Source organism: Thermasporomyces composti (genome assembly GCF_003386795.1).
In the GTDB taxonomy this organism is placed as follows: Bacteria; Actinomycetota; Actinomycetes; order Propionibacteriales; family Actinopolymorphaceae; genus Thermasporomyces; species Thermasporomyces composti.
In genome coordinates this window covers 3877704-3897547 of record NZ_QTUC01000001.1, presented here as the reverse complement: position 1 = coordinate 3897547, position 19844 = coordinate 3877704, and the positions used below count along the sequence as shown (strand labels likewise).

The window sequence follows — 19844 nt, the reverse complement described above, 5'->3', positions numbered from 1 at the left end:
CCGCGCATGCCTTGACTTGCACCGGAGTGAAAGGGACGTGACCGTCAGCGAGAAAGCCATCGGCGTCCGGCCAGCCGACACCGCTGCCAAGCCGGCCAAGCCGCCACGCGAGCAGGATCCCCGCTACCCGCGTCACCGGCTCGCGGCCCTCCTCGACGAGGGCAGCATGGAGCTCCTCACACCCGAGGACGACAGCGGCATGCTCGCCGTCACCGGCACCATCGAGGGAAACCGCGTCGTGGCGTTCTGCTCCGATGCCACCATCAAGGGTGGCGCCATGGGCGAGGCCGGCTGCGACGTGGTCGTCCGCGCCTACGAGCGCGCCGTCGCCGACCAGGTCCCCATCATCGGGGTGTGGCACGCCGCGGGCGCCCAGCTCGCGGAAGGTGTGCTGTCCCTCCACGCGGTGGGGCGAATCTTCCACGCCATGACGAAGGCCTCGGGTCGGGTTCCGCAGATCTCGGTCGTCGTGGGACCGGCCGCGGGAGGCGCGGCGTACGGTCCCGCGCTCACCGACATCGTGGTGCTCAGCCCCGAGGGTCGGATCTTCGTCACCGGCCCCGACGTCGTGCGCTCGGTGACCGGCGAGGACGTCGACATGCTGCGGCTCGGTGGGCCGGAACCACACGGTCGCCGATCCGGCGTCGTCCACGTCATCGCCGACTCCGAGCAGTCCGCGCTGGCCGAGGCTCGCCGGCTCGCGGCCTTCTTCGCCAACCAGGGGCGGGTCAACCTGGAGGTGGTCAGCGACCAGGACCTGTCGGACTTCCTGCCGGAGTCGCCGAAACGTGCGTACGACGTGCACCCGCTCATCGAGCAGCTGCTCGACCCCGGGAGCAGCCTGGAGCTGCACCCCAAGTGGGCGCCGAACGTCGTCACCACGCTCGGCCGCCTGGGCGGTCGAACGATCGGCGTCATCGCCAACAACCCGCTCCGCCTTGGCGGTTGCTTGGACTCCACGTCGGCGGAGAAGGCGGCGCGCTTCGTGCGCATGTGCGACGCCTTCGGCGTGCCGCTGCTCGTCATCGTCGACGTGCCTGGCTACCTGCCCGGTGTCGGCCAGGAATGGGACGGCGTCGTCCGACGCGGCGCCAAGCTGCTGCACGCCTTCGCCGAAGCGGTCGTGCCCCGCATCACGCTCATCACGCGGAAGGCCTACGGCGGCGCCTACATCGCCATGAACTCCCGCGCGCTCGGCGCCACCACCGTGTTCGCCTGGCCGCAGGCCGAGATCGCGGTCATGGGCCCGATCGCGGCGGTCCGCATCCTGCACCGGCGCAAGCTGGCCGAGGTCGATCCGGAGCTGCGTCCGAAGGTGGAGGCCGAGCTCGCCGCGGAGCACCAGCAGATCGTCGGCGGCATCGACAAGGCGGTCGCCCTCGGCGTGGTCGATGAGGTGATCTCCCCCAAGCAGACCCGCTCACGTATCGCCGAGGCGTTCGCGGCCGCGGAGGAGCGTCGGGGACAGCACGGCAACATTCCGCTGTGATCCACGGCGGTCCAGGCGGCCTTCGCCCACCGCAAGGGTCGAGCGCCGCTTGCCGCGGGGGTCGTGGCGGGACTGAACGACCAGGCCTCTCGCTGGCCGGAGATGGTCTGGGCACGGCCGGTCGACGCCACGCGCGTTGACCGGCCGTTCCGTGTGATCGACGATGCGCCCGACGCCTCGACAGCGAAGGAGCGCCCATGCGCCGACACGCCGGGACGGGACTCCTCGGACTCCTCCTCGTGATGGCCCTGGGCTCGGCCAGTCTCGTCGGCGGCGAGACCGAAGCCGTGGCCGCGAAGTCCACCCCACGTGCCCACGCCCCGCGCGCCGCGGCCGTCGGTGTCTCCGACCAGGTGCGTCTCGGTGACCCCGCGAGCGAGGCCGCCCACCGCCTCCGCACGTCCGGAGCGACCGCTCGGACCGCCTGCCACGTGGAGGCGGGACAGATCACCGAGTCCTACATCGCTCGAGTGGTCAGAAGGGGCGGTCGGTTCAGCGTCCGACTCGCGGTCGACCGCAGCCGACCGTTGACGCTACAGGTCAGGGAGGTCCGACCCAACGAGACCTGGGGCCAGCCGTATGGGTTCCGCCTGTTGCTCGACGGGATCCCGCACTACGTTCGGGACGCGCGGATACCGGACCCAGGTGGCGGGCCGTACTCGTCGTTCTTCCTCGACACCGCCGACCCGGAGGTGCTCCGGGACGGCGTCGTGGTGGTGACCGTCGAGGGCACCAGCGCCGAGCCCGCGTACCTGACCGAGATCTGGGCGTACACGGATCTCCCCGCGATGGTCCACGACCAGGGCATGCGGGTGCCCGACCGGGTGATCTTCGTGCTCGGTCAGGACCACCGTGGCGAGGCGTACTTCCGGTCGCGCCTGGACTACGTGCGCGACCACGTCCACGAGTCGTCGGACGTCGGCCTCGGGATGGCGGTGCTGGACTACTTCCCGGTCCGCACCAAGGAACAGATGCGGGCGAACTACGAGCTGTGGTTGCGGCTCAGCCGCGAGTACGGGCTGCCCTTCGCGATCGAGTCGACCAGCGACTGGGAGGGAACCCCGTCCCGGATTCCCGACGGGAAAGGCGGCACCTTCGGCGACATCAGGTACCAGCAGATCCTGTGGAGCCCGCAGGACCGCACCGGTCCGGACAAGGACGTCTACCAGGGTCAGCGGCTTGACGAGCTGCTGGGAGACCGGTACGAGCCGCGGTACGGCCTGTCGGTGCCGAACATCTGGGGCAGCACACCGTGGCTGACCTGGCGCGACCCGGACCTCAACGCCTACCTCGAGCAGAAGGCGAACGAGTCGCTGGAGCTGATCCGCGCGTTGGCGTGGGACCTCCAGCGGCAGGGTGAGGGCGATCGGCTGTTGGACTTCTCCACGACGATGGAGAGCACGTACTGGTCGAAGCGCGACGGCAAGGGCGTGGCCGACCAGGCGTACACCGACTACAACGACGGCGTCGAACGTCGTGACCTCTACGCCGACTTCAACCCGAGCACGGTCGCCGCCGCCCGGGCGGACGGCGTGGAGCTCGACCCGACCGACGGGCTCTCGGAGGCGGAGAAACGCTGGCTGTACAAGAACCAGTCCTATCCGCAGCAGCTCTTCGCCGACATCTTCTACGCCGGTCTCCCCCGCGAGCGCGTCGAGGCCGGACCCGACGGCGTGCGGTATCCGACCGACATGCGGCGGCACAACGTGCACGCGGAGGTCTACTCCCGCATGCAGGAGCCGTACTGGGCCGACACGCACCCCAGCAGCATCCAAGGTGTCGTCCAGCACGCCCGCCCCGGCGCGGAGTACATCACGCTCGACGACTACACCAAAGGCGGCTTCGCCCACCTGCAACGGATGCGGGAGTTCGGTCGGATCGCCAACCCCAACCTGGAGAACTCCGTGTCCGGCTACGGCCCGGACAAGACGCTCCTGCTGCGCCAGACCTACGTCAACGGCTCGCGCTACACCTCGATCTACAACTGGCAGGAGACCGGCCCCGACGCCGCGGCCGCGTGGGTCAACGCGTTCATCGACGACATGCACCCCTTCGACGTCGACCGGTCCGCACCACCGAACGGTCGCCTCCCTGGCCTGCGGACGGTGACGACGACGTTCACCGCGGGCGACGTGCGGCTGGCCAACCACGTCGACGTGCGGGTCGAGCGGATCGGTCGCCCGACACCGCTGCGTCTCACCCTGTCCGACGACGAGGGCAGGATCGTCGCGATGCGTCACCTCGGCGCTGCTGAGGTCCCCACCTCCGGCTGGGCGACGTTCGGGATTCCCGTCGTCGCCCTCGAGCGGGGCCAGGACTACACCGTGACGGTCGAGCAGGTGGCCGGTGACGGCGTGCCCGCGTACGCGTTCCCCACCGTCGACGGCGACCTCGCCCTCCGGGTCGGCCTGGACATGCCGACCGAACGGGACCGCAGCCTGGTCATCCAGTGGCGGCGCGACGCCGCCGACGCCATCCGGCACATCAGCGCGGACATCGGCCCTGACGACACGCGGTCCCGCGACCTGTTGCGGGAGGCGAAGGCTCGCCTCACCCAGGGCCGGTACGTCGAGGCCTACCGGCTGGCGATGCGAGCCGACGTGCTGCGCTACCCCGTGCTGTACCAGGTGCGGGCGACCACGTCCCCGGCTGCCCTGAAGCCCTTCCCCGTCGCGGTCAGCCCGAGCGTCGATGTCGACGTCGACGTCACCGCACACCACCCCGGCCGTTCACTCACCCTGACCGTCCGGGGTTACGCGGCGGGGACGGCGTCGGTGTCACTGCGCGGCTTCGGGTCGAACCCCACGGTCGTCGTGGACGACGTGCCCGTGCCCACGCGGGTCGAGCGCGGTCGAGTGACGTTCACCGTCGATCTCCCCGACACCTCGCCACGCCACGTCCGGGTCGACCGAGCACCGGCCGCCCCGCGCTAGGGGTCAGTCGATCATCGCGTACGCCGGAAGAGTGAGGAAGTCGGCGAAGTCAGGCGCCAACGCCACGCGCTCGAACAGCTCCCGCGCACGGTCGTAGTCGCCGCGGACGAAGGCCTCGTCCCCCACCTCGGAGCGGATTCGCGCCAGCTCCTCGTCCTCGATGCGGCGGACCAGGTCGGCCGTCACCGTCTCCCCGGTGTCGAGCTTGACCCCGTTGTTCATCCACTGCCAGATCTGGCTGCGGGCGATCTCCGCCGTCGCGGCGTCCTCCATGAGGTTGAAGATGGCGACCGCGCCGTTGCCTCCCAACCAGGCGGCCAGGTACCGCAGGGCCACCGCGACGTTGTTGCGCAGCCCCGCCTCGGTGACCGAGCCCGGCGTCGCGGCGATGTCGAGGAGCTGGTCGGCGGTGACGTGGACGTCGTCCCGCAGCCGGTCAAGCTGGTTGGGCTGGTCGCCGAGCTTGGTGTCGAAGACCTCCTTGCAGATCGGTACGAGGTCGGGGTGGGCCACCCAGGAGCCGTCGAAGCCGTCGCTCGCCTCGCGCTCCTTGTCGGCCCGCACCTTGGCCAGGGCTCGCTCGGTGACCTCTGGGTCACGGCGGTTCGGGATGAAGGCGGCCATGCCACCCATGGCGAACGCCCCGCGGCGGTGGCAGGTCTTCACGAGCAGCTCGGTGTAGGCGCGCATGCACGGTGCCGTCATGGTCACGGCGTTGCGATCAGGCAGGATGAACGACGGGCCGGCGTCCCGGAAGTACTTGATGATGCTGAACAGGTAGTCCCAGCGGCCGGCGTTGAGCCCGGACGCGTGCTCGCGCAGTTCGTAGAGGATCTCCTCCATCTCGAACGCCGCGGGGATGGTCTCAATGAGCACCGTCGCACGGATCGTGCCCACCGGGATCCCCAGGCGCTGCTGGGCGTAGGTGAAGACGTCGTTCCACAGCCGCGCCTCGAGGTGGCTCTCCATCTTGGGCAGGTAGTAGTACGGCCCGCTGCCCCGCTCGAGCAGCTCCTTGGCGTTGTGGAAGAAGTGGAGCCCGAAGTCGACCAAGGCGCCGGGCAACGGTCGGCCGCCGACGGTGAGATGGCGCTCGTCGAGGTGCCACCCCCTGGGCCGGACGACGATGGTGGCCAGGCGACCGTCCTCCCGCAAGGTGTAGGACTTCCCCTCCGGTGAGGTGAACGAGATCCGCCGCCTGATCGCGTCGTAGAGGTTCACCTGCCCGCCGACGACGTTCGCCCAGTGGGGCGTGTTGGCGTCCTCCAAGTCGGCGAGCCACACATTGGCCCCGGAGTTGAGCGCGTTGATCGTCATCTTGCGCTCGGTCGGACCGGTGATCTCGACGCGGCGGTCCTGGAGGTCGGGTGGGGCGGGCGCGACCCGCCACGACGGATCCTCGCGGATCTCGCGGGTCTCGGGGAGGAAGTCGAGGCGACCGGCCCGCGCCGCCTCCTCGCGACGCTTGGCCCGACGTCTCAGAAGATCGTCGCGCCGGTCGGTGAACCGCTCATGCAGCTCTCCCAGGAACGCCAGAGCGTCACTGGTGAGAATCTCGTCCGCTCGCTCGACAGGGGGACCGGTCACCGTGATGTCGACCACGTTCCGCACCTTCCCTTCCCCGCGCCTATGCCACGTCTAGCACATCGCAGGGCGCTCGGGGGCCCAGTCGACCGGTCTCGCGCCACGGGCGGGGATGATGGGTTTGTGCCCGGCCGCCTGGGAGCGCCCACCTCGCTCGTCGTCACCGTCGCCTTGGGCACGTTGCTGAACCCCTTGAACTCCTCGATGATCGCGATCGCCCTCGTCCCGGTGCAGCGGGAGTTCGAGGTCGGGGTGGCGACGGTCAGCTGGCTGGTGTCGGCCTTCTACTTGTCGGCCGCGGTCGGACAACCGCTCGTGGGCAGGCTCGTCGACCTCCTCGGAGGCCGCCGGCTGTTCATCGCGGGCCTGGTGACGGCGGGCACGGTCTCGCTGCTCGCGCCGCTCGTCCCCGGGTTCTGGTGGCTCGTCGGGATGCGGGTGCTGCTGGCGATCGGCACCTCCGCCGCGTTCCCGGCGGCCCTCGTGCTGATCCGCGCGGCCGCGGAGGACGCGCCCACCGCCGCATCTCGAGCAGGGACTCGCCCGGCACTCTCGCGTCCGCCGGCCGGGTCGCTGGCGGTTCTCAACGTCGCCGCGGCCACGAGCGCCGCCTGCGGCCCGGTTCTCGGCGGCTTCCTGGTGGCCTTCGCCGGGTGGGAAGCGGTCTTCCTCGTCAACGTCCCCGTCACCGCGCTCGGGGTGATCCTGGCGCTTCGCTTCCTGCCACGGGTCCGGAGCGCTCACGCGAGCCAACGGGCTACCGGCCCTGGAGCGGACAGACCAGTGCCGGACCGACCAGTGCCGGACAGACCAGTGCCGGACCGACCAGCGCCGGGGGAGCCTGCGCCAACCAGGGCCACGGCTGACGAGCCTGGCGCCGCGCGCGACGATTCACGCGCGCCCAGGACACCGCCCGACGAAACGCCGGACGAGACCGCGCCGGCCGGGTTCCGCGTCGCCGCCGCACGGTTCCTCCGATCCTTCGACCTCGCCGGTCTGGTGCTGTTCACCGTGACACTCACGGCGTTGCTCAGCTTCCTGTTGTCGCTGGGTACCCGGCCACAGTGGTGGCTGCTGGGCGTCGTGCCGCTGGCCGGCGTGTTGCTCCACCGGCGTGAACGCGCCACCGAGGCGCCGTTCCTCGACATCAGGGGCCTGATCGCCAACCGACGCCTGTCCGCCGTGCTGGGGCAGCAGGTGGGGCTCAACGTCGTCTTCTACTCCGTCTTCTTCGGCATGCCGCTGTGGCTCCAGTCGGTACGCGGGGTCTCCGCCGACGCGACCGGACTGCTGGTGCTGCCCATCGCCCTCATGGGGGTGCTCACCACTCCGCTGGCCGCTCGGACCGTGCGGCTGCAGGGCTCCCGGGCCACGCTCGTCATAGGGTCGGCGATCCTGGTCGCGGCGACGCTCCTCGTGCAGCTGCTGGACGACGTCACGCCCCTCGCGGTGGTGGCCGGCCTCGCCCTGCTGCTGGGAGTACCGAACGGCTTCAACAACCTCGGCCTCCAGACCGCTCTGTACGAGGCGAGCCCACCCGAGCGCATGGGGTCGTCGGGAGGGCTGTTCCAGACTTGCCGCTACCTCGGCGCGATGATGTCCACCAGCGTGCTCGGCGTGGTCTTCGAGCAGAATCTGAGCACCCAAGGGCTACACCAGGTGGGGTGGATCATCACCGGGTTGGCGGCCGCGCTGCTCGGCCTCGCCATCGTCGTCGGCGGACGCCAGCGCGGCTGACCGCTTTCGGGCCGCCCTCGACGGCGCCCCACCGACTAGCGTGGGTCGTGGCACACCTGCCAGCGGGAGGGCCATGACCGTCATCGAACGCCTGCGCGAGGAGCTCGCGAGCATCGTCGGGCCGCGCTGGGTCATCAGCGATCCCCTCGAGCTGCGGACCTACGAGTGCGACGGGCTCGCCGGCTACCGCGTGACGCCGGCCTTGGTGGCGCTGCCGGGTTCGGCGGCCGAGGTCGCGGCCGCGGTCTCCGCCTGCCATCGCGCTCGCGTCCCGTTCGTCGCCCGGGGCGCCGGGACGGGTTTGTCCGGTGGTGCCTTGCCTGTGGCCGACGGTGTGGTGATCTCCCTCCAGCGCATGCGGGCGATTCGGACAGTGGACCCGGTCAACCGACGGGCCGTCGTGGAGCCGGGTGTCACGAACCTGGCGATCAGCCGGGCGGCCGCGCCGTACGACCTGTACTACGCGCCCGACCCGTCGAGCCAGCAGGTGTGCACCATCGGCGGCAACGTCGCGGAGAACTCCGGCGGTGCCCACTGCCTGAAGTACGGCTTCACCACGCACCACGTACTCGCCCTCGACGTCGTGCTGCCTGACGGAAGCCAGGTCGTGCTCGGCGGCCCGTCCCCGGAGGTGGCCGGACCCGACCTGCGGGGAGTGTTCGTCGGGTCGGAAGGCACCTTGGGATTGGTCACCTCGGTGACAGTCCGGCTGCTCCGCAAGCCGGAGTCGGTGCGGACCCTGCTCGCCGACTTCCCCACCATCGAAGCGGCCGGTGACACCGTGACCGCGATCATCGCTGCCGGAATCGTCCCCGCGGCCCTGGAGATCATGGACCAGCTCGCCATCGAGGCGGCCGAGGCCGCGGTCGCCGCCGGCTACACCCGTGACACCGCGGCCGCGCTGATCGTGGAGCTGGACGGTCCGGTCGACGAATGCGACGCCACGTTCGACGCGGTGCGCGAGCTGTGCCACCGCCACGGAACGACGAAGATTCGGGTCGCCGGCGACGAGACCGAGCGGGCGCGGATCTGGACCGGTCGCAAAGCCGCCTTCGCCGCGATGGGCCGGATCAGCCCGAACTACTTCGTCCAAGACGGCGTGGTTCCCCGGACCCGGCTCGCCGAGGCGCTGCGCCGCATCACGGTCATGAGTCACGACGCCGGGCTGCGGGTGGCCAACGTCTTCCACGCCGGCGACGGCAACCTCCATCCGCTCGTCCTCTACGACGAGAGCCGCGGCGAGCACGACCGAGCCGAGCGGCTGGCCAAGGCGATCGCGGAGCTGTGCGTCGAGCTGGGCGGATCACTGTCCGGCGAACACGGAATCGGCACCGACAAGGCCTGCTCGATGCCGGTGATGTTCGGCCGAGACGACTTGGCGGTCATGGACCGGGTACGCCGCGCCTTCGACCCCGACTCGCTCTGCAACCCGGGCAAGGTCCTGCCGACACCGCGCCTCTGCGGCGAGCGCCTGGGCCCGTACCGTCCACACCCCTTGGAGGCGGCCGGTGTCATCCAGCGGCTCTGACCTCGCCAGCCCGCAGGTCGCGCGCCCACGCGACCTGCGCGAGGCGCGCGACGTGTTCGTGGCGGCCGCCCGCGCCGGCCAGCGGGTGCTGATCCGGGGCACGGGGACGGCGCAGTCGTGGGGAGCGCCCGTCCACGACGTCGACCTCGTGGTCGACACCACCGGGCTGGACCGCGTCCTCGCCTACAACCCCGCCGACATGACGGTGGCCGTCGGCGCTGGGATACCGCTCACGGACCTGCACGCCACGTTGCGAGAGCAGCGGGTCGCGCTCGACGCAGCCCGGGTGGCCGAGGGCGCCACCGTTGGCGGCCTGCTCGCGACCGCTGATGGCGGTCCACTCCGCCTGACCTACGGGACACTCCGCGACCTGGTCATCGGGGTCACCGTCGTCCTCGCCGACGGCACCGTCGCCCGTTCCGGCGGTCACGTCATCAAGAACGTGGCCGGCTACGACCTGGCCAAGCTCTTCGCCGGCTCGCTCGGGGCCTTCGGCCTCGTCGCGGAGGTCGTCCTGCGGCTCCACCCGCGGCCGAAGGCGACGGGCACGCTCGTCGTGCCGTGCGACGTTCCCACCGCGTTCACCCACGCCACCACACTGCTCGCGTCACCGTGGGAGCCGGCCGCGGTGGACTGGTGCGACGGCACCCTGCTGGCGCGCTTCGAGGGGACGCCGACCGGCGTGGAGACCCGCCTCCACAAGGCCGCCACGTCGCTGGGCGTCGACCACGACATCGTCGACGGCCCACGGGAGGCCGCCACGTGGGCTCAGGTCGCCGAGGTGGTCCGCGGCGTCGAGGGGGACACCGTTCTCCGGGCAGGCACCCGACCCGACGCTCTCCCCCAGCTGGCGGCGGCGCTGGACTCCCTCGCCGCCGAGCACGGCGTCGAGGCCAGCCTCACCTCCAGCCTCGGCGTCGGTGTCCACACCGTGCGACTTCGCGGTGGCTCGCTGGACGGGCACGCGCACGTCGTGCGCGCCTGGCGGAGGCGTGTCCTCGAGTCGGGTGGCAGCGTGACGCTCCACCGACGTCCTCACGCGCTCGATGAGCTCGTGCCCAGCTGGGGACCGGCGCCGACGAGCGCCACCCTGCTGCGGGCGCTCAAACAGCAGCTCGACCCCGACGGACGCCTCGCACCGGGACGGTTCGCGCCATGGTTGTGAACAACCGCTCCACCGCGTGGGGGAACTTCGACGAGCACCAGCCGCCGGCGCCGGAACTGATCGACGACTGCGTGCACTGCGGCTTCTGTTTGCCGACCTGCCCGACGTACGTGCTGTGGGGCGAGGAGATGGACTCCCCACGCGGACGCATCTACCTCATGGACCTCGTAGGTCACGGCGCGGCCGACTTCGATCAGACGCTCGTCCGCCACTTCGACACCTGCTTGGGCTGCATGGCCTGTGTCACCGCCTGTCCCTCAGGCGTGCGATACGACGAGCTGCTGGAGTCCATGCGGTTCCAGATCGAACGTCACCACACCCGACCGTGGCGTGATCGGGCGTTCCGGCGAGCCATCTTCGAGCTCTTCCCCTACCCCGGCCGGCTTCGACTCGCCGCGCTCGGGGGGTGGGTCTACCAACGCTCAGGCCTGGCGAGGCTGGTGCGTGCGAGCGGGCTGCGCGGCCGGTTGCCGGCTCGGTTGCGTGCGCTGGAGTCCTTGGTTCCGCCGACGCGACTGCGCGACCTGCTGACCCGACCTCCCACCCGCGTCGCCGCTGTCGGGGAACGGAGGCGCACGGTCGCTCTGCTGACCGGCTGCGTGCAGCGAGTCTTCTTCTCCGAGGTGAACGCCGCCACGGTCCGCACCCTCGCGGCGGAGGGGTGCGAGGTGCTGATCCCACGCGGCCAGGGATGCTGTGGCGCGCTCAGCACGCACGTGGGTCGGCGGCGCGAAGCCGTCGAACGGGCCCGCCACACCATCACGACGTTCGAAGCTTTCGACGTCGACACGATCGTGGTCAATGTCGCCGGGTGCGGGTCAGCGATGAAGGAGTACGGCCGCCTGCTGGCCGACGACCCCGCGTGGGCGGACCGCGCCGCGACCTTCGCCGCCAAGGTGCGTGACGTCACCGAGGTTCTGGCGGAGCTGGCGCCACGCGCCCCACGCCATCCGGTGCGGGCTCGGGTCGCCTACCACGACGCCTGTCACCTGGGCCACGCCCAGAGGGTGCGAGCCGAGCCTCGCGCGGTTCTGCGCGGAATCCCCGGCCTGGAGGTGGTCGACGTCCCCGAGACGGAGGTGTGCTGTGGTTCGGCGGGAGTCTTCAACCTGCTGGAACCCGAGGCCGCCGAAGCGCTGGGACGCCGCAAGGTCGACAACATCCGTTCGCTGGCGCCGGACGCCGTCGTGACAGCCAACCCCGGCTGTCTGCTCCAGATCCGCCGGCACCTCGGGGAGCACGCCAACCTCCCGCTCCTGCATCCGGTCGAGCTGGTCGACGCGTCGATCCGCGGGCGCGGGCTCCCTGGTGGAACGTGAGGCACGAAGAAGGGCGTGGCCTTGTTCCCCAAGGCCACGCCCCACGTGGTGCGGCCGCGTTCCCGGCTGCCGAGGTTCGGCCCTGTCGGCACCGCGCGGCCACGTCACTGCCCCGCTGTTTCGTGCAAGCCTGTGACTCGAAGCTTTATGTCACCGCGAGATTACCCATATGCACAACGCGTCGGTCAAGACCAAGCGGGCTAAGAACTTTCTGAATGGATGACGCCACTGTCCGCTGGCTGCCGGCGGCAGGACGACCGCGACTCGAAGTACTGCCGTCGAGCGCCGTCTGGAGCATCGCCGTCACTCTCAGACCACCTGGTGCAGCCACCGCACAGCGGCGCCCTCGCCGGCGTATCGGAACGGTTCGAGTTCGTCGTCCCACGGCTTGCCAAGGAGACGCTCGAGCTCCTCCTCCAAGGACACCTCGCCGAGCGAGGCTCGCACCATCGCAGCCTTCAGCCGATCCTCGGGAATCAGGATGTCGCCGTGCGGACCTGTGACCGCGTGGAACAGCCCGAGGCTCGGAGTGTAGGAGTAGCGGGCGCCCTCACACCCCGGGCTCGGCTCCTCGGTCACCTCGTAGCGAACCTGCTGCCACCCGCGTAACGCGGAGGCGAGAGTGGCGGCCGTGCCCGGCTCTCCCTGCCAGGAAAGCTCGGCGCGGTAGGTGCCGACGCATGCCGGCTGAGCAATCCAGTCCAGGTTCACGCGCATGCCAACAACGCCGGCGACGGCCCACTCGACATGAGCGCAGACCGCCGACGGCGCTGAGTGGATGTACAGCACACCTCGAGTTGTCGTCACCGGAACCACCTCTCTGGCCGAGGGAGCGCCTTCCCCAGCGTCCTCGTCCCAGCCGAGATGATGCGGTGCCGCGGTCATTCTGCCTGATTCCCCAGCGACACGCCCAAAGAACTTCCTGAAAAGTCCGAGATCTTCCGATGTCCCTCGCGGCGCCATCACCGCCACGCTCGCGGCGTCGGCTCGGCTTACCGCTCAACGAAGGTCCGGGACACCGAGCGTCCGGCACGGTTCGCCGCCCGCGCGAACGCCACCGCGTCGAGGACAGCCGCGCCACCTGGATCGTTGTTGAAGTAGACGAAGACCTCGGCAGCGTCCTCGAAGGCCTCGGCGATCCGGCGTATCCAGGCACGCAACGCCGCCTGGCCGTACCGAGGCCACGGGACCGCGCGTCCCTCATGACAGCGGAGGTAGCCCCAGCCCGCCGTCCGCCACAACGGCGTCAGCGGTCGGCCGAGCCGGTCGGTCCAGGCCAACGCCGCCTGGCGATCCTCGAGCACTCGCCGGACCTGGGACGTCCACCATGATGGGTGTCGCGGCTCCACGCTCACCCGAACGTCCGCGGGAAACGCGTCGAGACACTCGGCGAGCAGACCGGCATCAGCCCGCAACGTGGGAGGCAGCTGGAGAAGGATCGGCCCCAACCGGTCGCCGAGCCCTCGCGCGTGCCGGACCAGCCGCTCCACGGGTTCTCGCGGATCGCGCAGTCGCTTGATGTGCGTGAGGTAGCGGCTCGCCTTGAGCGCCACCACGAAGTCCTCGGGCACCTGGTCGCGCCATCGGGCAAACGTCTCGTACGCAGGCAGTCGGTAGAAGCTGTTGTCGAGCTCGACGGTGGCGAACCGCTCGGCGTAGTAGGCGAGCCAGGAGCGCTGCGGAACCTCGGGGGGATAGAACACGCCACGCCAGTGCCGGTAGTTCCATCCGCACGTGCCCACGTGGATCGGCACGGTCCCCTCTCCCGACTCCGCTCTTCCAACTGGGTACGCCCAGTGCGTGGGTGCGCCTAGGGCAGCCGACCGAGCAGGAACACCGACGCGACGGCGGTCGCGAGCGCGGCCAGGACGGCGAACCCTACCCACCGGGCGGTGACCTCCTGCTCCTCGGTCGTGTAGCCAACGGAGGAGCCGATGTCCGCGTACACCTGTTCCAGCTCCTCCCCCGACGTCGCCGTGTACGTCTGGCCGCCCGTGCCCTCAGCGATCTGTCGCATCGTCTCCTCGTCGACGGGGACCGGCGTCTGCTGGCCTTCGATCTCCACCACGCCGAACGGCGTTCCGAAGGCGATCGTGTAGACCGGGACACCGGCGTCGCGGGCCGCGCGGATGCCCTCCTCGACGCTCCGGCCTATGTTCCGGGTGCCGTCGGAGAGCAAGACCACCCGAGCGGGGATGGGCTCGTCGGGGTTCTCCGGATCGGCCGGCACCTGTTTCAAGGCGTCCAACGAGGTGAAGATCGCCTCCCCGGTCGCCGTCGACTCGGCCAGCTCCAGCCCGTCGATGGCTCGGAGAACCGCCGAGCGGTCCGTGGTCGGGGGCACGAGGATGTTCGCCGTGCCGGCGAACGACACCAGCGCGACATTGAACTTCTCGGGCAGGCCCTCCACGAAGGATTTCGCCGCGTCCTGCGCTGCTCTCAGCCGGCTCGGCGGGACGTCGTCGGCGCGCATGGAGATCGACACGTCGATGGTGACGACGATCGTGGCGCGCTCCCGGGGAACGCGAACCTCGGTCTGCGGTCGCGCGAACGCCACCACCAGGAGCGCCACCGTGAGGATCATGAGCGCGGCGGCGACGTGCCGTCGCCATCCGGGTCGGCGCGGCGCGACGCTCGAGAGCAGCGCCATGGTGGTGAACCGCATCGTGTAGGTCCGCCGCCGCCACTGCAGCAGCAGGTACAGACCCACGAGCAGCGGCACGAGCAGCAACAGCCACAGGCGTCCCGGGGCGAGGAACGTCATCCGCCGACTCCTCTCGTGGGGGGAGCGTGCAGACGCTGCGCGACCCGGCGATGCCCCAACACGAAGCGGGCGGTGTCGGCCACCCAGTCACGGTCGGTCCGCAGCACGAGATGGGCGGCGCCACAGCGACGTAACGCGGTGCGGACCCGCTCCCGGTGCGCGGCAGCCGCCGCGGCGTACCGCATCCGCAGCCCGGCGTCGTTGGTGTCGACCTCGCTCAGCGCTCCCGTCTCCGGATCTGTCAGCCAGACGACGCCCACGGCCGGCAACTCCAGCTCGCGCGGGTCGACGATCTCGACAGCGAGCACCTGGTGCCGAGCCGACAGTCGCTTCATCGCCCGCTCCCACGGCAGCGGGGCGGCCGGGTCGTCACCCGCGCCGTCGAGGAAGTCGGAGACGACGACGCGGAGGCCACGCCGTTGGTAGACCCGCGACATCTGGTCGAGCGTGCCGGAGAAGTCGTCGGGGTGCCCGTCCGCGCTCGCCGAGGCGGTGAGCAACGACCGGAGAAGCCCGTACAAGGCCAGGCGTCCCGACTGGGCTGGCCACCGACGCACCCGACCGCCGCGCACGACGACGCCACCGAAGCGGTCGCCCAACCGCTGGGTGAGAAAGCCCACCGTTCCCACAGCGGCGACGGCGAGCTCGCGCTTCTCCATCGCCGCCGTCCCGAAGTCCATCGACGCCGACATGTCCACCAGCGCCCACGTCTCCAGTTCCCGGTCAGCGATGACGTCCCGCACGTGAGGCGTGGTGGTCCGAGCGGTGACCGACCAGTCCATCCGACGGACGTCGTCCTCGCCCGGCCGATAGACCCGAGCCTCGGCAAGCTCGCTGCCCGGACCCGGGAGCAAGCCGAGGTGGTCACCGTGCAGGAACCCCTCCAGCCTGCGCACGATCGTCAGCTCAAGCCGGCGCAGCGCGCGCTCCGGCGCCAGGCGCCTCAGGTCGACCTGGACGCGCTCGCCCGAGGGCAGGTCTCGACTCATCGGAACTCCGGACCAACCTCGCCGGGCTGCTGGCGCCACACGGGCCGGGGCGGCGGGACGACGGCGAGGATCCGCTCGACCACGGAGGTCGCCTGGACCCCGTCGGCCAACGCGTCGAAGCTCAACACCAGCCGGTGTGGGATGACGTCGAGCGCGACGTCCCGGACATCCTCCGGGAGCACGTAGTCGCGGCCACGCATGAGGGCGAGCGCCCGTGCGGACGCGACCAGGCCAAGGGTCGCGCGAGGGCTGGCGCCGACCTCGATGACGGGCGCCAGCTCGGGAACGTGGTACTCGGCGGGCCGCCGCGTGGCGAGGACGAGACGGACGATGTAGTCGGCCACCAGGCGGTGGACGAAGACCCGATCGGCGGCTTCCTGCAGCCGCAGGATCCCCTCCGGGTCGAGGACCTGTCGCGGCGCCGGCGGGTCGACGCTCATGCGCTCGAGGATCTGGAACTCCTCCTCGGCGTCGGGCAGCCGCACGTCGACCTTGATGAGGAACCGGTCCCGCTGGGCTTCCGGCAGCGGGTAGACGCCCTCCGACTCCAAGGGGTTCTGGGTGGCGATGACGATGAAGGGTTTCGGGAGGGGGTACGTGCGCCCGCCTACCGAGACCTGGCGCTCGGCCATGAGCTCCAGCATCGCTGACTGCACCTTGGCCGGCGCACGGTTCACTTCGTCGGCGAGGACGAAGTTGACGAAGACGGGACCCAGCTCGACATCGAAGGACTCCTTGCTCGGACGGTAGATCCTCGTCCCCACGATGTCGGACGGCACCAGGTCAGGCGTGAACTGCAGGCGAGCGAAGTCGCCACCGACGACCTGGGCGAAGGTCCGGACGGCGAGAGTCTTGGCGACCCCCGGCACGCCCTCGAGGAGGCAGTGGCCTCGTGCGAGGAGCGCGACCATGAGCCGCTCGACCATGTGCTCCTGGCCGACGATGACGCGCTTGACTTCCGCGAGCGCCTCACCGATGAGCCGGCCCTCTTCTGCGACCCCCGAGCCTGGAGCGGGAGCCCGTGTCGTCTCCGCACCCGTCCAGGCGCCACGGGACGGCGGTGTCGCAGCACGGTGCCCGTCGAGTCTGTCGCCCACGCCACGGCCGCCGGCTTGCGCGGCGTCGGGCCCACCGGCGTGCTCGGCACTGCCCGGAGAACCCGTGTCCGGTCGGTCCGCCGGCCGGTGTGGCAGGTCCACCTCGTGGCCTTCGGGTGTCCCGGCCGTCTCGCTCGGGTCCGGCGTCGTCATGTCACGATTCCTCTCCAAGCGCCGATGCCCCTCCCCACGCACGGACGTCGTATCGTCGGCCACGCGACCAAGGGTGCCAGCATCGTGTCCTTGCCACCCCACCCAGGGGCTCGGTCGAAACGGGAGAACAGTTGACGAACGCGCTTCGCCCAGACGATCCAGCGACCCTCGGACCCTTCCGCCTGACCGCGCGCCTTCGCGAACACGAGGCGGGCGTGGTGTTCCTCGGCCATGACGGCGCCGGCCGCCCCGCGGCCATCAGCGTTCTGCATGCCGGCGCCGCCGCGGATGCCGCCGCTCGCGACCGCCTGAGCGCCGCGCTGGACGACCTCGCCCGGGAAGCTCCGCAGGACGTTCTGGCCGCCGCTCCCGCTGACCCAGTGCCCTGGGTGGCGACCACCTACCTCGGCGAGGATCTCAGCCGAGCGGTCGCCCTCCTCGACGCCGCCGCCCTGTCCCGCGCGGCCGGGCTCACCGCGGTGGAAGGCGGTTCCCTCGCCGGGCACGCCAGCCGGGGTGCCGGCCCTGAGTTCGCGCCGCACTGGTCGGGTACGCCAGCCGCGACGCAGGTCGTACCGCCAGCGCCGTCCCAGCTCACGTCCTCCGTCGTCCCGCCGGCGAACAACCGCCGCTCGCTCGCCATCCTCGCGGTCTGCGTCGCGGTGGCCCTCGCCGTGGTGGTGGGCGGCGCTCTGCTGGCGAGCGTCGTGCTCGAGGACGACAGCGACACGACCGCCGCGTCGGAGCCGACGCCATCCGAGCCAACCCGGATACCGACGCCATCCGAGCCGACCCGGACCCCAGAGCCACGGAGCACTCCCCAGCCAGAGCCGTCCTTCTCCGAGCCGCCGGCCCAGTGGCACACCGAGGAACCGTTGCCTCGGTCGACGTCGCAGGACGGTCCGCCTGGCCTCGTGGCCGGGCCCACCTTCGGCGCCAACGAGCCGACCTACCTCATGGACCTCGAGGGCTTCCCCTTCGACTTCCGGGTCCCACGCACATGGGGATGCATGCGCAGCGACAAGGGAGGTCCAGGCGCCGCCCGGTGGGTCTGCATCGACGAGGGCTACATCTTCGGCTCGAAGAAGGGCGACCCGCCTGGCGGCATCGTCGAGGTCCGCACGTGCCCGGCACCGTGTGGCGGTGACGAATGGGCGCGAGTCCGCGAGACGGTGGGGGTGCAGGGCGACTGGCGCCGCGTCGACGAGACCACCATGTACGCCGAATGGCAGCTCTCCGACCGGTCCGGTCGTGTGGGTGTCGCGATGAGTCACGTCTTCTCCGCCGAGGGGGACGGCCCGGTCGACACCCATGTGGGGGTTCGCCTCACCGGCGCGCCGGACGAGCTGCCCAGCATGCAGAAGATCATCAACGAGATCCGCGCCAAGACCCCCTGACGTCCTCGACGTCGGTGTCGTCCGCGACGGCGGCGAGGTCCTCCACGGGGACGTCACCCACGCGTGGTACGGCCGGGAATCCAGCCGTCGATCGCGTGCCATGTCCCTCACCTCACTGGGTCCTCACGTCGCTGGGGTCTCAGCTCATTGGTCCGGGTCGAGCCTCACCTCGTCCGGCTTGCCCGCCACGAGGAGCCGGAGCGCCTCCAGGAAGACCGCCCATCGGTGGGTGGCGGCGTCGTCGCCGGCCGGCCGCGCACACGGGCTTGGCGTCACCGGGGTTGTCGGGCTCGCTGTGGGGCTCGGGGTTGGGCTCGTAGCAGACGGGGTCGGGCTCGGGGTCGTGGGCGTCGGGCTGGGTGTCGCGGTCGGGGTCGCGGTGGGCGTCGAGCTCGGCGTCGTGGGCGCCGGTGTCGGAGCGCTCGGGCTGGGCGTCGTGGGGTTCGGCGTCGGGGTCGACGTGGTGGCACAGGTGGGAGCCGGGGCAGGGCTGCTCGGCTCTGGTGTCGGCGTGATCGGGCTCGGCTTCGGTGAGGTCGGCCCACGTCCCGTGGGCCGCGGTGACGACGATGGCTGCGACCTCTCGCCTCGCTCGGACGACGTGTCGCCCCGGCCGTCGGGCGACGTGTCACCGGGCGCGGATGTCGCGTCCGGTGCCGGCACGTCGGACGGAGCCGGCGCTTGCGACCCCGCGGCGTGGCCGGGCTCGTCCGGCGTCGTGGGATCGACCGGCCGCGCCTGCGTCGGAGGCTGATCCTCCGAGTCGGAGACGTCCGGCCCCGCCAGGTCCGGTCCGCCCGGGTCCGGCCCTCGCGCATCCGGTTCGGTCGGGTGGGGTTCCGCACCTGACGCGCCGGGACCGGTTCGCGGCGCGGGGGGCGCCGCTGTGGGCGCACCCGTGGGAACCGGCGCGGCGGGCGGGCTGAGGCCCAGCGCGCGAAGGTCAGGCATCCCGTCCGGTCGCACCCGACCGGCCGTGTACGCGTCGATCCACGCCAACACCGCTCGCACGTACGGCAGCGAGTGGTTGTAGCTGTAGAGCGCTGTCGCGAGCTCCATGCGTCGGGACAGGTCTCGGCCGCCCTCGCACAAGTACCGCGCGGTGGCCAGCGCCGCGTCGTACACGTTCTGCGGGTCGGCGAGTCCGTCACCATTGCCGTCGGAGGCATACACCTGCCACGAGCTCGGGATGAACTGCAGCGGGCCCACCGCACGGTCCCACCTCGTGTCGCCGTCGAGCACACCGTCGTCGGTGTCTCGAATCGCGGCGTACCGGCGGCCGTCCAGCACCGGGCCGAGGATGGGGCGTACGGCGTCACCGCGCTTCGTGACGGCACCGCCGCGGGCGTGGTCGGACTCGACCTTCCCCACGCCGGCGAGCATCTGCCAGGTGAGCCGACAACCAGGGTCGGTGGATCCGAGCTGCAGTGCCGCGTTTCGGTAGGCGTCCAGCACGATGCCGGGAATGCCCAACATGCCGGGTGCGTCGGACCGTTCCCGGAGGGGCTCGTCGACCGACAACCCGCTCGCGCCCACCGCACCAGCCCGTCGTCCGTTGTCGGCGTCGCCGGGCCTGCCGAGAGCCCCGAGCCCACCCGTGGCTGGTGCTCCGCCGGAGGCGGGGACGCTCGGGACCGCCGCGACCGCGAGCACTGCCACCGCCACGCGCACAGCCGTCACGAGCCTCAT

At 71.0% G+C, this 19844-nt stretch carries 14 protein-coding genes; 7 read left to right on the top strand and 7 right to left on the bottom strand.

Features of this window, described 5'->3' with window-relative positions:
* The first annotated feature begins 37 nt into the window (after positions 1 to 37).
* Both DFJ64_RS16930 and DFJ64_RS16925 read left to right on the top strand, forming a co-directional pair.
* Positions 38 to 1489, top strand: coding sequence for an acyl-CoA carboxylase subunit beta (locus tag DFJ64_RS16930; RefSeq protein WP_245941189.1), 1452 nt, complete (start codon positions 38 to 40; stop codon positions 1487 to 1489).
* A 197-nt stretch (positions 1490 to 1686) separates the two neighbouring features.
* Positions 1687 to 4422 (top strand): hypothetical protein, encoded by a 2736-nt coding sequence (locus tag DFJ64_RS16925; RefSeq protein ID WP_115851327.1) that lies wholly within the window; start codon positions 1687 to 1689, stop codon positions 4420 to 4422.
* Between the two features lie 3 nt (positions 4423 to 4425).
* On the opposite strand, the gene aceB is transcribed toward DFJ64_RS16925, so the two are convergent.
* Positions 4426 to 6024 (bottom strand): malate synthase A, encoded by a 1599-nt coding sequence (gene aceB, locus DFJ64_RS16920; RefSeq protein ID WP_115852185.1) that lies wholly within the window; start codon positions 6022 to 6024, stop codon positions 4426 to 4428.
* A gap of 105 nt (positions 6025 to 6129) precedes the next feature.
* Here aceB and DFJ64_RS16915 point away from each other — a divergent pair, with 105 nt between their 5' ends.
* From DFJ64_RS16915 to DFJ64_RS16900, 4 genes are all read left to right on the top strand, one after another.
* On the top strand, positions 6130 to 7743 hold the full coding sequence (locus DFJ64_RS16915; protein WP_170152652.1) for an MFS transporter: 1614 nt from the start codon (positions 6130 to 6132) through the stop codon (positions 7741 to 7743).
* A 73-nt stretch (positions 7744 to 7816) separates the two neighbouring features.
* On the top strand, positions 7817 to 9271 hold the full coding sequence (locus DFJ64_RS16910; RefSeq protein WP_115851326.1) for an FAD-linked oxidase C-terminal domain-containing protein: 1455 nt from the start codon (positions 7817 to 7819) through the stop codon (positions 9269 to 9271).
* Complete coding sequence (locus tag DFJ64_RS16905; RefSeq protein WP_115851325.1) at positions 9252 to 10436, top strand: FAD-binding oxidoreductase; 1185 nt, start codon at positions 9252 to 9254, stop codon at positions 10434 to 10436. The genes DFJ64_RS16910 and DFJ64_RS16905 overlap by 20 nt, the downstream gene beginning before the upstream one ends.
* A complete protein-coding gene (locus DFJ64_RS16900; RefSeq protein ID WP_115851324.1) occupies positions 10427 to 11755 on the top strand; it encodes a (Fe-S)-binding protein in 1329 nt (442 codons plus the stop codon). Before DFJ64_RS16905 ends, DFJ64_RS16900 begins: the two co-directional genes overlap by 10 nt.
* 309 nt (positions 11756 to 12064) lie before the next feature.
* Here the strand turns inward: DFJ64_RS16900 and DFJ64_RS16895 are convergent, their stop codons facing one another.
* The 5 genes from DFJ64_RS16895 to DFJ64_RS16875 all read right to left on the bottom strand — a co-directional run bounded on the left by DFJ64_RS16895 (position 12065) and on the right by DFJ64_RS16875 (position 16758).
* Positions 12065 to 12562 carry a DUF3145 domain-containing protein gene (locus tag DFJ64_RS16895; RefSeq protein WP_115852183.1) on the bottom strand — a complete coding sequence of 166 codons (498 nt, stop codon included), beginning with the start codon at positions 12560 to 12562 and terminating at the stop codon, positions 12065 to 12067.
* A gap of 185 nt (positions 12563 to 12747) precedes the next feature.
* Positions 12748 to 13509, bottom strand: coding sequence for a DUF72 domain-containing protein (locus DFJ64_RS16890; RefSeq protein ID WP_115851323.1), 762 nt, complete (start codon positions 13507 to 13509; stop codon positions 12748 to 12750).
* Between the two features lie 56 nt (positions 13510 to 13565).
* A complete protein-coding gene (locus tag DFJ64_RS16885) occupies positions 13566 to 14519 on the bottom strand; it encodes a VWA domain-containing protein (protein ID WP_115851322.1) in 954 nt (317 codons plus the stop codon).
* Positions 14516 to 15508, bottom strand: coding sequence for a DUF58 domain-containing protein (locus DFJ64_RS16880; RefSeq protein ID WP_115851321.1), 993 nt, complete (start codon positions 15506 to 15508; stop codon positions 14516 to 14518). The genes DFJ64_RS16885 and DFJ64_RS16880 overlap by 4 nt, the downstream gene beginning before the upstream one ends.
* Entirely contained in the window at positions 15505 to 16758 is a 1254-nt protein-coding gene (locus DFJ64_RS16875; protein WP_115851320.1) for an AAA family ATPase, read from the bottom strand. Before DFJ64_RS16875 ends, DFJ64_RS16880 begins: the two co-directional genes overlap by 4 nt.
* 131 nt (positions 16759 to 16889) lie before the next feature.
* Here DFJ64_RS16875 and DFJ64_RS16870 point away from each other — a divergent pair, with 131 nt between their 5' ends.
* Positions 16890 to 18155, top strand: a complete 1266-nt coding sequence (locus DFJ64_RS16870; RefSeq protein ID WP_115851319.1) for a hypothetical protein — start codon at positions 16890 to 16892, stop codon at positions 18153 to 18155.
* Between the two features lie 144 nt (positions 18156 to 18299).
* Here DFJ64_RS16870 and DFJ64_RS19755 read toward each other — a convergent pair whose 3' ends face one another.
* Entirely contained in the window at positions 18300 to 19835 is a 1536-nt protein-coding gene (locus DFJ64_RS19755; protein WP_211310645.1) for a lytic murein transglycosylase, read from the bottom strand.
* Positions 19836 to 19844: the final 9 nt, after the last annotated feature.